The sequence below is a fragment of the Candidatus Tisiphia endosymbiont of Ceraclea dissimilis genome (assembly GCF_964030735.1).
Lineage (GTDB): Bacteria > Pseudomonadota > Alphaproteobacteria > Rickettsiales > Rickettsiaceae > Tisiphia.
The window spans coordinates 1,140,609-1,155,371 of the sequence record NZ_OZ034917.1 but is presented as its reverse complement, the minus strand read 5'-3'; the positions used below and the strand labels follow the sequence as shown (position 1 = coordinate 1,155,371).

Here is a 14,763-nt window from a genome sequence, read left to right as displayed (position 1 = left end):
TTATTTTTTTAATAAGAATAGGTTAAATTATGGTTAAAAAACAAAAATTCTTAAAAAATTTGCTGACCAGCGTGTCAGTCGCCTCTGTTGTAGCAAGCATAGGGGGAAGCAGCGTGGCTTTGGGTGATTTTGACATTGATCCTACTAATGCTGGTAATATGAATGTCATTCTTACTGGCGTTTTGGCTAATGCTGGTGGCTCGGCAATTTTTAATGCGAATAATCTTATCCTTACAATTGATGGAGCATCCCCTGCTGAAATAGAGGGTATAATAGTTACAAATGTTGGTGCTAGCACTGTAATAGGTAATAATATTACTATAGGGACTATAGCAGCTAACGGAAATGTTATGACTGCCACAATTAATGCCGGTAATACATTAACATTAGGTGGAAACGGTCATACAGGATTAGGGATTACAACTCTTGAAGGAATTGGCTCTACACTCAAGCTAAAAGGTGGTGCCACTATCAATAATGCTATCACTACGCTTATTGATACGAAGGGTGCGTTAATCTTTGAAGGAGCTGGTGAAGTAACTGGAAATATCGGTGAGATTGGTAAGGCTTTAGCAAGTGTTGATTTTACTGGAGCTGGTAATGTGAAATTGAAAGGAGCACTTAATAATGCCTTGATTTTCAATATTAACCATGCGGATGCTAATGTTACCGCTGATAATGATTTGACTGGTAGCGTGACTTTTGGTGCTAATGGTGGTACCTTAAAAACACCTAATGTTACAGGTGATGTGACTTTTGGTGATGGTGGTGGTACGTTAAATGGTAACGTAAATGGTGATGCGACTTTTGGTGCTGGTGCTGGTATGGTTGGTAACGTAAATGGTAATGTGATTTTTGGTGCTGGTGCTGGTATGGCTGGTAACGTAGGTGGTAGTGTAACTGTTGGTGCTGGCAATGCTAGTGTTGGTGCGGTTACAGGTAATGTGACTTTTGCTAATGCTGGTCAATTAACTGTTGGTGGTAGGATTGGTGGTGATGTAGATTTTGCTGGTAAGGCAGGTACAATTATTCTGACAGGTGGTCAAACAATCGGTGGTAATGTTGATAATACTGGTGCTGCTAATGGTGTATTATTATTTCTAGGAGCTGGTGAAGTGACAGGGAGGATTGGTGAGAATAATGCTTTAAAGACAGTGCAATTCAATGGACCTGGTGAAGTACACTTACGGCACGTTGGTAATGCAGCCAAAGCCACTACTTTCTCCTTTAATAACACCGCTAATGTTACTGCTCATGGTGGGATTGAAGGTAATGTGGTGTTTATGGCTGATGGCAAGTTGAATTTGGAAAATGACAAAACAATCGGTGGTAATGTTGATAATACTGGTGCTGCTAATGGTGTATTATTATTTCTAGGAGCTGGTGAAGTGACAGGGAGGATTGGTGAGAATAATGCTTTAAAGACAGTGCAATTCAATGGACCTGGTGAAGTACACTTACGGCACGTTGGTAATGCAGCCAAAGCCACTACTTTCTCCTTTAATAACACCGCTAATGTTACTGCTCATGGTGGGATTGAAGGTAATGTGGTGTTTATGGCTGATGGCAAGTTGAATTTGGAAAATGACAAAACAATCGACGGTATTATCACTACGGATGTTGATGGTGCAGGAACATTAACCTTTTTAGGAAATGGTACTGCTAACGGAGCAATAGGTGCTGATATTAAGGCTTTAAAAGAAGTAAATATAAGAGGAACAGTTACGTTAAAGGATCATGTTTTTGCTAAGGAAACTAAACTTATTGATGGTTCTGTAATTAAGTTGGAAGATGGTAAAAACATTACTGGAGCTATCACTACAGCTGCTGATGGTAAAGGAACATTAATCTTTGAAGGAGGTGGTAAAGTAACTGGAAATATTGGTATTGCTGGTGTTGCTTTAGCCGGGATTGATATAGGTGTAGCTAATGGTGCTGGTGGTAAAGTTATTAAATTAGAGAGAAATGTTTTTACTAAAGAACTTAACTTTGTTACCGCTAATGAAGTAGAAATTACTGGTAATTTTGGCGAGGTTGGAGCTGTAGGTAAAGTTGATTTTAATGCGGGAGGAACGCTAACATTTAATGGTCCAGTGGCTGACCCTAAAATATTCAATTCAACAATAGATGGTGGTGCTAATGGTACTTTAAATGTTCGGGGTAACCTCAAGGCTATAAATGCAGATATTGGAGAAATTAATATCATAAATATTGGTACTGCTGCTAATGGTGGTAATGTTGGTGTTCTAACCATAGATGCCTCGGATGCTAACGTTGCTCTCCTTACAAATGGTGTGGATCAAATCAACTTCTTGCATGCACATTCAGTATTGACGTTATATAATGATGGTGTTGCTGACAGAACCATAACCTTTGCTAATAACTTAACAGGAGGAGTTGGTCCTGCGGGTGCTCTTACTGCTCCTGGTGGGGTAGTATTAATGCATGGTGATGGTGGTAATACTTTAACTCTAAAATCTGTAGGTGGAAAAACCCTTGGGGCAAATGCTGCTAACTCGCTACAAGAATTAGAAATTCGTGGTAAGGTGACTATTGCAGGCGATGTTGATGCACTTGATATACAACATATTCCTGTATTAAACATTATCAATGGTGCAGAATTTACTGATGAAAGTGCCACCTCAGCCCAGATTGCTAATGTCAATATTGGATCCGCTGCGAATGGTTCAGCAAATTACATAATTGATACAAAGCATGGTCCTGTTAATATTTTACCTAATGCTGCTGATCAAATTCATTTCTTGCATGAACAGTCTCAGTTAACGTTACGGAATAGTAATGCTAATGCAGATAGAACTATAACTTTGCTCAATAATCTAGACCCAGGTGGTAATAATATGGGTGTAGTTGAGTTTAATTCTGGTGCTAATAACAAAATATTAAAGATTGACGGAGCAGCTAAAACTTTAGGTATTGTGGGTCGTAAGCTAAAAGGAGTAAATTTTTCTGGTAATGGGAATATTGAGGTCGTCCCCGCCATATATGCTAAGACTATAACATTAAATACAACTGGAAATGCTGAGATAACAACGAACGGTGTTAATGGTGATGTTGTATTTGCTAAGGCTGGTACCTTAAAGGGTAATGTTACAGGTGGAGTGATTTTTAAAGCCGATGGTCGTGTAACTGGTAACATTACAGGGCTTGTGACTGTTAATGCTGGTGATAGTACCGTTGATGGTGTATTGACTAATGTAGCTTTTACTGGTGATGGTCAATTAACTACCACTCAGGATATTGGAGGTAATGTGGATTTTGCTAATAGAGCAGGTACAATTAAGCTGGCAAATACTCGAAAAATTGTTGGTGCTATAAGAAATAGTAGTAATGCAACTTTAGAGTTTTTAGGAGAGGGGGAACTAACTGCTACTAACTTAAACTTAAAAACGTTAAAAGCCGGGGCAGGTGATGTAAACTTAGCTACTGGTAATTATAACATTAAAGAAATCCAGGGTAATGGTGTACACGGCAGTTTAACTTTTGCTAATGACTTTAATTTAAAAGGTGGCATTAACTTGACTGCTGGAAACGCAGTTAATTTAATATTCGCAGGTAATGGCAGCATTGATAGTGACGTCGGAACAAATGCCAACCCGGTTGGTAGTATCCAAATTAAAGCTGGCACTGTGACATTTGGTGGGGCAATTAATTCTAATAACGATCTCGTGATAGCAAATAAGGCAATGGCTGATATTGCTAAAGATTTGAAGGCTCATGAGATTAAGGGAAAAGGTACGGTTAAATTTAGTAATAAAGACAAGATTGTTATTGATAGCCCAATAGATAATGATACTATTCTGGAAATAGCCGGAGCAGATGTAGAAGCTGTCAAAAAAGTTTCTGCTCAAAATATTATCTTCTCTAGTGCTAAGAGTGCAACTTTAACCTTAAAAACAGCAAGTACTATTAATGGTATTACAACAACAGGCAATAATTTCTATAGTCTGGCATTAGGTGCAGATTGTAGCACTGGAACAAATGATATTGCTGCTAACGTAGATATTAAATTACTAGGTGATCACACAATCACTATCAATAGTAAAAATTTCTATTCCGATATATTGACCGAAAAGAATAATAGTGGTAAAGTAATATTCAAGGCAGAGAATAGCGTTGCTTATGGCAATCTAGGGGCAGATAAATTTAGATTGGCTGATGTAATTTTTGATAATAATTCAACGGTAAGAGCTGATATTTACTCCAAGAAAATAACAATTAGTGCTGATAAAACTGCAACTTTTGCTGGTGTTGAAAAAAGAACTATAGCTGTGCCAACAATAAATATAAAGGGAGTTGAATTACCAAGACTATCAAAAGAGTTTAGCTATTATACGCTAATTGATTCGGACAATATAGATGCTAAACCATCGTCCGAGATAAAATTTGAGAATGCCGCCTTGGTTAAAGCTCCAATTAAGGATGGACAGGTGACATTAGCAGATAATGTCTGGTTTAAAGGAAAAGTAGATTCAACATCCTCTGTAAGTTTTGCTAATAAGTATGTATTATTAGAAAAAGACATTAAGTTTGCTAGCATTGAAGCAAGTCAAGCTAAGATAATTAGCTTGCCTGGAAATCAAACTATTGCTGGTGATTTAACCGCTAAAGATTTAACTATAGATCTTGGGACTAATAAATTAAAATATGTTGGTAATGCTATACTAACAGGAACGCTACAGCTGGACACTTTCTATGACAGCTTAAAAAAGGCAGGTGGTAATATAGAAATTCAGGGTAAATTAGATATATCACAACTAGACAGATTGGATGTAAACATAACAGCCCGATCTGATAGTAGCAAAATTTCTAAAGACACTCAATATACTCTGATTTCGTTAGCTAATAAAGATGACAATACTGTAATTGATAAAGACAAAGTTAAACTTGTTTCAGTAAAGGAACAAAACAGCTTTGTTGAATGGAGTCTTGATCCTACTACTCTAACTTTACATGCCAAGAACATTACTAAGGAAGAATTAAAGGAAAAATTAAAGGAAAAAGAAGGAAAGAAAGATGATGAAGGGAAGGAAAAGAAGGAAACAAAGGGAAAAATAGAGGAAGTAAAGAAAGAAGCAAAGAAATTTGTTATTGACTCACCAAATAATTCAGCACAAGAAATAGCGTTTATTAAACAGTTGCTTCAGGTTGAGTTTAATGGAGATAGTGATGCGGCTAAGTTTCTGAGCCAATATGGTTCTATGGATAGCAAAAATCAAGATTTAGCGACTAACAGATTATTACCTGGTAACGAAAATTTAATCGGACAAAGCCCTATGAATTCAACGGCTGCAGTAATGACATTGATGAGTCAAGTTGCTGTTGCTGCTACTCAAGTTGCTGGAAGAACAGCAACTGTAGGAGCTGGTGATGATGATAAGGTAATGTATGGAGTATGGGGTAGTCCGTTTTATTCTACCGCTAACCAAAAAATGCAGCAAGGAGTTAGTGGTTATAACATGAAATCGGCGGGCTTAATCGTCGGCTTTGATGGTTTAGTAAATGATAACTTGCTAGTTGGGGCAGCCTATAGCCTAATTAATACCAAAATGTCTCATAAAAATCAGAAAAGTGGTGATAGAACTAACGGGCAAACTAATATCTTCTCTTTATATGGTGTATATAAATTTGCAGATAATTGGTTTGCTGAAAGCATAGCATCATATGGCATAACTAATGTTAAAAACTTAGAAGGACGCCTAATCTCAGCTGAATCGGCAAGTGTTACTGCTATAGAAAAAGCTGTTGCTAAATATAAATCTACTTCTTATGGTGGGCAGCTAGTTACTGGATATAATTATCAAGCTTCTGAACAATTGACTATTACCCCAGCTATTGGGTTTAGATATTCGCAATTTATGGATGATGGTCATACGGAAACTGGTACAACCTGTCAAAACTTAGTTGTTAAAAAGAGATCGTACAATAAATTTGAAGGTATTTTTGGGCTGAGAACTGAGGCAAACATCCAACTTGACCAATTACTATTAATACCAGAAGTGCATGGTTATGTTAATTATGACTTCAAAGGAAAATCACCAGTAATTGATGCAAGGTTAGGTGGAATAGATAAAGCATTACCAACAAAATTAGTTAAACCTGATAGGGTCTTCTTTAATGTTGGTACTGGCTTAACTGCCAAACACAATATGATGGAATATGGTGTTACCTATAATGCCCACATTGCTAGCAAATATATTGGTCATCAAGGTAGTTTGAAGATTAAAGTGAATTTCTAGAAAGCTTTAAAATTGGGTAGTGTCTCTATGCTTCATTGTCATTCTTAGCAATGGCGGGAATCTAGACCCCTGCTTACGCAGGGGTGACACTGAGTTAAGCCGGGGTGACATCCACAACAGTTGGGATTTTACGTCCTCAAGCCGTCATTGCGAGGAGGCATGAGCCAACGAAGTAATCCAGAAAGTAATCACAAAATGGATTGCTTCGTCGGTCTGGCGACCTCCTCGCAATGACATCTTGTACTTTAACCTTTTTTCCGTGAACACTCACGTTCAATCTACAATTGTAGTATTAGAACAATAATTTTAATTTTAGCGAACCTTGATGGTGGGAATATTTATTATTAAAAACTAAATATTCATATGCTGCCATAATTTCTGCTAGTTGACATTTTATAGTAATAGTTCCGCCAATTTTATACTGGTATTTAGCCGCCTCTTCAAGTAATAATACTTCCTCCCTATTGTTAGATCGATCTGACTCTATCTGCATATGCAGATTTTTTTGTTTGTTATGCAAAAACTTTTCGACTTCCATATATAACCCAGGAACCATCTGGCTAGTATTATTAACATTCATTGGCATAATTACTCCAAACCCTATAAGCCCAGAAGTTCTTCTGCCATTACTAGCTGCAACTAATAGGCTTTGTGTTTCAAAACTTGCATTATATCTAGCAATATTATATCTTCCATATTTAAACCCAATATATGGGACAATTGATACTCTGCTAATCCTTGAATTATAAGCAATTATTGCTTTGCTACTATAGGCAGTATCAGCAAATTTAGCTTTAACTAGCTGATTATACGCTGATAATTTTGTAGAAACATTACCCAAAGCAAGAGAAAGAAAACCCTGTAATATTACTTTTTTCGACAAATTAGTTTGACCATATATCGACATTACATGGGTATGTACAACAATTTTGTTAATACGATTCTTATATTTAAAATTGGAGAGAACATAGTTATAAGCTCCCCCAATAATGCTACCACTTGGCAACTCTATATCCTCGCCAATAGTTACCGCACTAATTTTGCCCGTATACCCATTTAACATGCTTTTACCATTATACTTAGCTTTACCAATCGTGCCACTAATCCACAAATTTTTAGGAACAATATTAACGTCATCGCCAGAGCTAAGGACAGTAAGATTGTTTAAATACCTTAAATTGGTTAATCTTAAATCAATAGTTGAATTTGCAAATTCATAAGATAATATAACTATTTCATTTACCGCTAAAGTAACAACTCTTATTGTTTCTTTTTGTTTTTGTAATAATGCTATTGCTATGTTCTCGGGGTTAGTTGTTACAATTGGAACTAATATCGCATCTGCTGTTGGAGATGCAGCTTCTATTGCTGGCACAGTTTTTTCTTCTGAAGTATCTTTTTCTTCTGGAACGACTGCTCCACCATCTCCTCCTGATGGTACTCCACCACCATCTCCTCTTGGTATTCCTGCTGCTAGAATAACTGCTCTTTTTGGAATGATTGGTTCTTCTCGAACAGCTACTTCCGAAAGAGAATCTGTGTCATTATCACTAAAGCCCATTAACGAACTATTATCAGAATTATCATTAATTTCAACAAGAGAACTTGTGTCATGACCACTAGAGCCTATTAACGAACTATTATCAGAATTATCATTAATCTCAACAAGAGAATCTGTGTCATAATCTAAGTCTATTACCTTATAATTGTCATGAGTAGTTAAGTTTACTTCCTTATAAATATGTGGGACATCATTCCTTTCAACAAGAGAATCTGTGTTTTGATCACTTAAGTCTGTTCCGCAATTATCACAGGAGTCTCTTAATAAATTATTTGGAGATACATTTACGGTTGCTGATGCAGGTGGCGTATTAACAAATGGCTGTGGTATTTGCTCTATAGGTTCGGTATCTTGACTAATCGACTTGCTTTTATCGTAATTTATTAATAGCATAGAACCACCAGGAATGAGCATTCTAGGGTTTTCCTCAAAATTTTTAAGCACGCTTTTCAAAGCATTTGATAAATATTCATGTGGAGGTTTAGCTAATACTACAGAAACATAGAGTATATTAACATAAAAACAACTCAATATAAGACATTTAATTACCTTGTTTATTCCTGTAAAAGTTTTATCTAATATTGACATATTGATATTACTTCCAATTCATTACATTCAGTTAGTGAATACCTCCATTTAATAAATGAGTACTCAAATGTTACTGTCAGGCAATAATTGAAATAGTATCATAGTATTATCCGTTGTCTAGACAAATCTTGTCCACAGACCCTAGTACTACAGTTGTAGTTTAGATGTGAGCATTCACGATTTTTTTGCTATTTTTTTGTGATGAATAAAAAAACCTGATCACCAAGCGTCATTGCGAGGAGACCGTAAGGTCAACGAAGCAATCCATTTCTAATCACTTTCCTGGATTGCTTCGTCGGTCTGGCAACCTCCTCGCAATGACATCTTATACTTTAACCTTTTTTCCGTGAACACTCACATTCAATCTACAACTGTAGTACTAGGCTCTGTGAACAAAATTTTAATTGTTTAGATTTTGAGTATTTTTAAGCGAAAATTAATAAGATTTTTACCGGAATAGTTAGTTCTATTTCAAAAAAATCTTATAATTTGCAGCTAAAAAGAGTCGAAATCTAGTAATTTAAATCTTGTTCACAGAGCCTAATATACCTCCTGAGAATTATCTTTTTCAGGTGAGATATTATGGAAATCATCATTATCTTGGGTCTCTTGTTGATAATCTAATATCTGTATATCATGAGTTTTGAATGCTTCCATAATACTACCAGAAGAGGTAATTTTACCGGTTTGTGGATTTACTGGTAATAATTTAATCGATTCTGGTATTTTAAACGCTAGTGAAGGAATATCAGAATATGCCTTTTCCATAAAGTCGATAAATATCGGTAAGGCAACACTTGACCCTGTGGCAGTTTTTCCAAGTGTTTTTGGTGTATCATAGCCAATATATGTTCCAACAATTATTTTGGGAGTAAAACCAATAAACCAAGTATCCATACTCTCATTGGTGGTACCGCTTTTACCAGCTATAATCTTACCAAGTTTTTTTGCAGCTATTGCGGTGCCTCTTTCAACTGCTCCAGTAAGAAATGAGACAATCTGATAATCACTTGCCTCATCGGTAATCATTCGACAATCTGGTTGAGACAAGATAGGCGGTGATACGTTATCAGTAAGCTGGGAATCAGATACACTACAATTTTCACATTCTCTATTGTCTCTACGATAAATTATTTTACCGTTACGATCTTTAATGAGTTCGACAAAATGTGGGGTGACTTTTTTCCCTGAATTGGCAATTATTGCATAAGCAGTTATCATTTTTTTTAACGTGGTTTCGAGCGAACCAAGCACCATAGAATAAAATCTCTTTGGCTCATTATTAATGCCGAATCGCTTGATTATTTCAGCAACTTTGTTTAGTCCTATAGATTGTGCTACCCTGACAGTAATAAGGTTTCGCGATTTCTCAAGACCTGTACGCATAGTAATTAAACCCAAAAAATCCCCTTTATAATTTTTTGGTCGCCAAACTGGCATACCAGGACCTTGTGGAACCTCTACTGGACCATCTTCAAAAATTCTATTTGGCTGGATGGCATTTTCTAAAGCAGCCAGATAAACGAAAGTTTTACTGAGTGACCCTGGTTGTCGTAAAGCCTGGGTAACACGATCAAATTTACTAACCGCAAAATCATACCCACCAACACTTGCAAGCACCTGCCCTGTTGTAGGGTTCATCACCATAATAGCCCCATTAACAGTAGGAATTTGCCTTAAAGAGTAATTAGCATTTACTTTTTCAACTACTATAACATCCCCTTTCTGCAAAAGAGTTTTTGCAGATTTAAGGTTATTTTTCGCCCATTTCATTTCTGATAAAGCTATTTTGGACTTACTCAAGTCGCAAAGACCAATTTCCGCTTGATTATCTGAAACATTTAATACTACCGCCAATTGATATTCTAGAATGGCTGGTGGCTTTGTTAGTTTATTTAAATTATCTTGCCAGTTATTTATATCTATATTAGTGATAACTCCTCTAAAACCATGTTTTCTGTCATATTCTCTTATACCTTTTCTAAGAGAATTCTCTGCAGCTTGCTGCATATTAGCATCAAGTGAGGTAATGACTGTTAAGCCTCCGGTATAAAAATATTCTTTACTGCCAATTCTACGAATAACTTCTTCCCGCACTTGCTCAGCATAATAACCGGCGGTAACGGTTTCGCTACGATCCCGCTTTTGTAAAATAATTGCCGTATCTATTGCCTCTTTTGCTATTTCTTGCGTTATATAACCATCTTCCAACATTCTCATAATGACATAATCTCTACGCTCTTTTACCCTGGCATAATTTTTTTCCGGGTTAAAATTTGATGGAGCTTTTGGTAACCCAGCAATAAAAGCTGATTCAGCAAGAGTTAAATCGTCAATAGATTTATTAAAATAATTTTGAGCAGCCATGGCAACTCCGTAGGCTCCCCTACCAAAAAATGTTTGATTAAGATATAGCTCCAAAATTTGATCTTTAGTAAAGGTTTTTGAGACCATATAGGATAAAATCGCCTCTTTAATCTTACGTTCTATCGATACCTCGGAGGTTAATAAAAAATTCTTGACTACTTGCTGGGTAATAGTTGACCCTCCTTCCACTCTACGGTGGTGTACAATATTAGAAATATTTAGTATTGCTGCTCTAATTATGCTTATAATATCAACTCCTGAATGTTCAAAAAAATTCTTATCTTCAGCTGAAATAAAAGCCTCTATAAGAGAGCGTGGCACACTACTAATAGGTACAAAAACTCTACGTTCTAAAGCATATTCCTCCATTAATTTTCCATTTTGGGCATACACTCTTGTTACCGATGGTGGATGATAATCGGCAAGTTGTGAGTAGTCCGGTAAATCCTTAGAGTAATTATACAACAAATATATACAAGCACTAATAGCTATTAGCCCTAATATTAAAAATAATTTAAAAAATACGTAAAAAAGTTTGAACATCGTTATATTATCAATTTATTATAAAATTTATAGCTATAGTCAATTAACCTGAATTAGTTCCGAATAAGCACTCACCGTGCTGTCTATTAGCGAGGAGCCGCTAAAATCGGCGACGTAGCAAGTCATTTTTGTGTCACCCCTGCGTAAGCAGGGGTCTAGATTCCCGCCTACGCGAGAATGAAAGGGTAAAAACGTCATTGCGAGGAACCCGTAAGGTCGACGAAGCAATCCAAAAAAACTATTAAATGGATTGCTTCGTCGCCACCAAAGTAGCTCCTCGCAATGACGCTGATGCTCAATACTAATCGGATTTATAACGTTGCCAATTCAAGTTAATTCACTATAATTCCCAGAATCTTTTGCCAATTTTTCAAAATGCAATAGCCCATAAGCAAAACCGATAATTGCAGGAATCATAATAAACAATAATCCCCAATTACCAAAATATTCAACAAGATATACCAAACCAAAAGAGGTAATGACATACATAAAAGCCCGAGATAAAGCAAATGTCATGCTAGCACAGATAAAACGTTTAAATATAGGAAAGCTTTTATAACAAATGGGCAAAGCAGGTCCTAAACATTCATGCAATAAAGATAGAACGGATTGAATTAGAAATAATTGGTAAGGAGAATTAACATGATTCAATAAATACGGACAAAATACGATAAAAATAGCAGATATAATCAGTATAATTCTTAGGATTAATAATGGATACATTTTTAAGCTTAAATAAGATAATACTAATATGACTAACAGCTCTATTATACAGATAATAAAATTATGATGAATAACATCAAGCATTGTATAATCAAAGCTAGTTTTTAAAATATTGGCACAATGTATATAAATAAAATAAAAACACACCGGTGCAACACATTGTAATAAAAAGAAAGCTAGTAGTGTTTTTTTATTAACTTTTGCTTGCCAAATGGGATTGGCTTTTAAGATAGCTGTATCTATATTAATTCTTTCAAAAACTCTTTTTATTCGGTATTGGGCATCAACAAATTCTGGTGCTTCTCTAAGTTTGGTTCTTGCAACAAAACCAACCAATGCAATTACTGTGCCAGCCCAAAATGCCAAACGCCAGTTAAAATCATAAGAACTAACAAGTGAGGCAACCCCTAAAGCACTTAATGCCCCTAGACTACAAAAAGCCCATATTAATCCTATACTTGCATATTGGACTGGAGGGTTAATCGTTTCAGTTAAGTAAAGTTGTGCCCCTGTCACCTCTCCTATGGCAGAGACACCTTGAACAATACGGCAAATTGTCGCTATCCAAGCTGCCATACTTCCTATCTGAGCATAAGTAGGCAGATTAGCCATCACAAAACATGATATAGCCATCAAAGAAGTTGTGATGATCACTGTTGATTTACGCCCTATATTATCACCTATCCAACCAAATATTAAGGCACCAATAGGTCGAAAAATAAATGTAGAACAAAAGATCACAGCCTTCATTAAAGAGGCTGTATGAGAATCAGTCGGTTTAAAAAATAACTCATTAAAAAACTCCCCCATATGGACGTATAACATTAAGTCAAAATATTCTAGGAATGTACCAACTGAGAATAATCCTATGGCTTCTTTTTGGTCTTTAGTTAGGTTTCGTTCCTGCTGATATCTCATCACCTATGCACCTATATATTTAAATTATAGTCAATTAACCTGAATTAGTGCCGAATAAGCACCCATCGTGCTGTCTATTAGCGAGGAGGTGTAAGTCTCCTAATTTAATAAACAATGGATTGCTTCAACCATTACATGGTCTCGCAATGACAGATAACGTCATTGCGAAAAGGCATAAGCCAACGAAGCAATCCATTAAGTGTGGATTGCCGCGACCACTATGTGGTCTCACAATTACAGATAACGTCATTGCGAGAAGCCGCTAAAAGCGGCGACGCGGCAATCCAAGAAAAAGTGAATAGAAATAGATTGCTTCGTTGACCTAAGGTTTCCTCGCAATGACGGTTTATCAATTATTGTTTTCTTAAACTAACGCTTATGTACTCCATCGCTCCTGCTATAGTCAATTCAATTCAGGGGAATTGGGTAGCAGGAACGATGGAGTGACGCCTATAAGTAATAGGCGAGCGACGAGTGACGACGTCACCAACTTCTCATCAATTGACTATACCCAATTCTCCTGAATTGACTATATAATTCTATAACCACATAGGAGAAAGAATTTTTGACAAAAATTCTTTATGTTTTTGTAATTCTTCCTTAGTTGGTTTGACAACTATAGTATTATTTTTATTTGCCATAGTAGTTCTAACCAACAGCTCATCTGTATTTTGTACCTTTTTGCTATTAATGTTAAAACTTATCTGCCTACCTCCAGTAAGCTCAACATAAACTTCTGCCAATAATGCCGCATCCTTAAGGGCTCCATGCAACTTACGCGAAGAATTGTCAATTTTATATCTTTTACATAATGAGTCAAGATTAGCCTTCATTCCAGGGAACATCTTGCGAGCCAAAGCAAGAGTATCAATAGTACTAGCAAGTTCTAAAAAATCTGTATTAGGTCTTTTGAGCAAAGACAACTCATAATTAATAAACTTAATATCAAATGTTGCATTATGTATAACAAGCTGGCTGTTACTAATAAACGCTAAAAACTCCTCGGCAATTTCTGCAAAGAGTGGTTTATCTTTTAAGAACTCTCCTGATATACCATGTATTCGATAAGCTTCTGTTGGCATATCTCGTTGTGGATTAATATAAAAGTGAAAGTGCTTACCGGTTAGAACTTTATTAACCATTTCAATAGCACCAATCTCAACAATCCTATGTCCACTTTTTGGATCTAAACCAGTTGTTTCAGTATCTAAAATTACTTCTCTTAATTGCGGCATTTTAATTTTTGTATTAGTTGAGTTATTTGTTTATCTAAATCTACTATATTAACATCAGTATTAATAACAAAATCTGCTCTTGCTATTTTAATCTGTTGTGATAATTGAATCTGTGCGATTTTATTATAAGTTGTTAAATTAAATCCTTCCCTAGACATTGCCCTTTTTAACCTAGATTCTTCCGAGCAGAATGTTGTAACATAAAAATCAAAATATTTATCAAATTTAGCTTCAAAAAGTAATGGAATCTCAGCAAATGTAATTTCTGAATCATTATTTTGCCGTTTAAAAAGAGACAAACCTTCCACTACAAATGGATGAATAAAATTTTGCAATTTTCTTCTTGATGAATCATTAGCATAGATTAGCTCTGCTATTTTTCTTTTATCAAAAATTTTTAGCTCAGGCAGTAAGTTAAGAATTATATTTTGTATTGCCGCCTTTTTGTAGATATCCTTAATATATTCGTCAGCGGAAAAAGTCATAAATCCTAAATCAGCTAAATAATTTAAGACAAAAGTTTTTCCTGAAGCATAACTACCAGTAATTCCCACACAAATCATTTTAATAA

At 35.8% G+C, this 14,763-nt stretch carries 7 protein-coding genes; 2 read left to right on the top strand and 5 right to left on the bottom strand.

Annotation, left to right across the window (positions count from 1 at the left end; genetic code table 11):
- The first annotated feature begins 29 nt into the window (after window positions 1-29).
- Window positions 30-6,257, top strand: a complete 6,228-nt coding sequence (locus ACQH1V_RS05505; protein ID WP_425360117.1) for an autotransporter domain-containing protein — start codon at window positions 30-32, stop codon at window positions 6,255-6,257.
- Window positions 6,258-6,549: 292 nt separating this feature from the next.
- Here the strand turns inward: ACQH1V_RS05505 and ACQH1V_RS05500 are convergent, their stop codons facing one another.
- The 3 genes from ACQH1V_RS05500 to ACQH1V_RS05490 form a co-directional block, all read right to left on the bottom strand.
- Window positions 6,550-8,406: an autotransporter outer membrane beta-barrel domain-containing protein gene (locus tag ACQH1V_RS05500; RefSeq protein ID WP_425360116.1), complete on the bottom strand. Its 1,857-nt coding sequence runs from the start codon at window positions 8,404-8,406 to the stop codon at window positions 6,550-6,552.
- Window positions 8,407-8,946: 540 nt separating this feature from the next.
- Window positions 8,947-11,316 (bottom strand): penicillin-binding protein 1A, encoded by a 2,370-nt coding sequence (locus tag ACQH1V_RS05495; protein WP_425360115.1) that lies wholly within the window; start codon window positions 11,314-11,316, stop codon window positions 8,947-8,949.
- 327 nt (window positions 11,317-11,643) lie between these two features.
- Window positions 11,644-12,957, bottom strand: a complete 1,314-nt coding sequence (locus ACQH1V_RS05490; RefSeq protein ID WP_425360890.1) for an MFS transporter — start codon at window positions 12,955-12,957, stop codon at window positions 11,644-11,646.
- A 422-nt stretch (window positions 12,958-13,379) separates the two neighbouring features.
- Between ACQH1V_RS05490 and ACQH1V_RS05485 the strand changes: the two genes are divergently transcribed.
- Window positions 13,380-13,481 carry a palindromic element RPE2 domain-containing protein gene (locus ACQH1V_RS05485; protein ID WP_425360114.1) on the top strand — a complete coding sequence of 34 codons (102 nt, stop codon included), beginning with the start codon at window positions 13,380-13,382 and terminating at the stop codon, window positions 13,479-13,481.
- Window positions 13,482-13,496: 15 nt separating this feature from the next.
- Here ACQH1V_RS05485 and dnaQ read toward each other — a convergent pair whose 3' ends face one another.
- Together dnaQ and coaE are read right to left on the bottom strand one after the other, a co-directional pair.
- The gene (dnaQ, locus tag ACQH1V_RS05480; protein WP_425360113.1) at window positions 13,497-14,192 is read right to left on the bottom strand and encodes a DNA polymerase III subunit epsilon; all 696 of its coding nucleotides are present in this window, start codon (window positions 14,190-14,192) and stop codon (window positions 13,497-13,499) included.
- Window positions 14,180-14,755 (bottom strand): dephospho-CoA kinase, encoded by a 576-nt coding sequence (coaE, locus tag ACQH1V_RS05475; protein WP_425360112.1) that lies wholly within the window; start codon window positions 14,753-14,755, stop codon window positions 14,180-14,182. The genes dnaQ and coaE overlap by 13 nt, the downstream gene beginning before the upstream one ends.
- Window positions 14,756-14,763 lie beyond the last annotated feature (8 nt).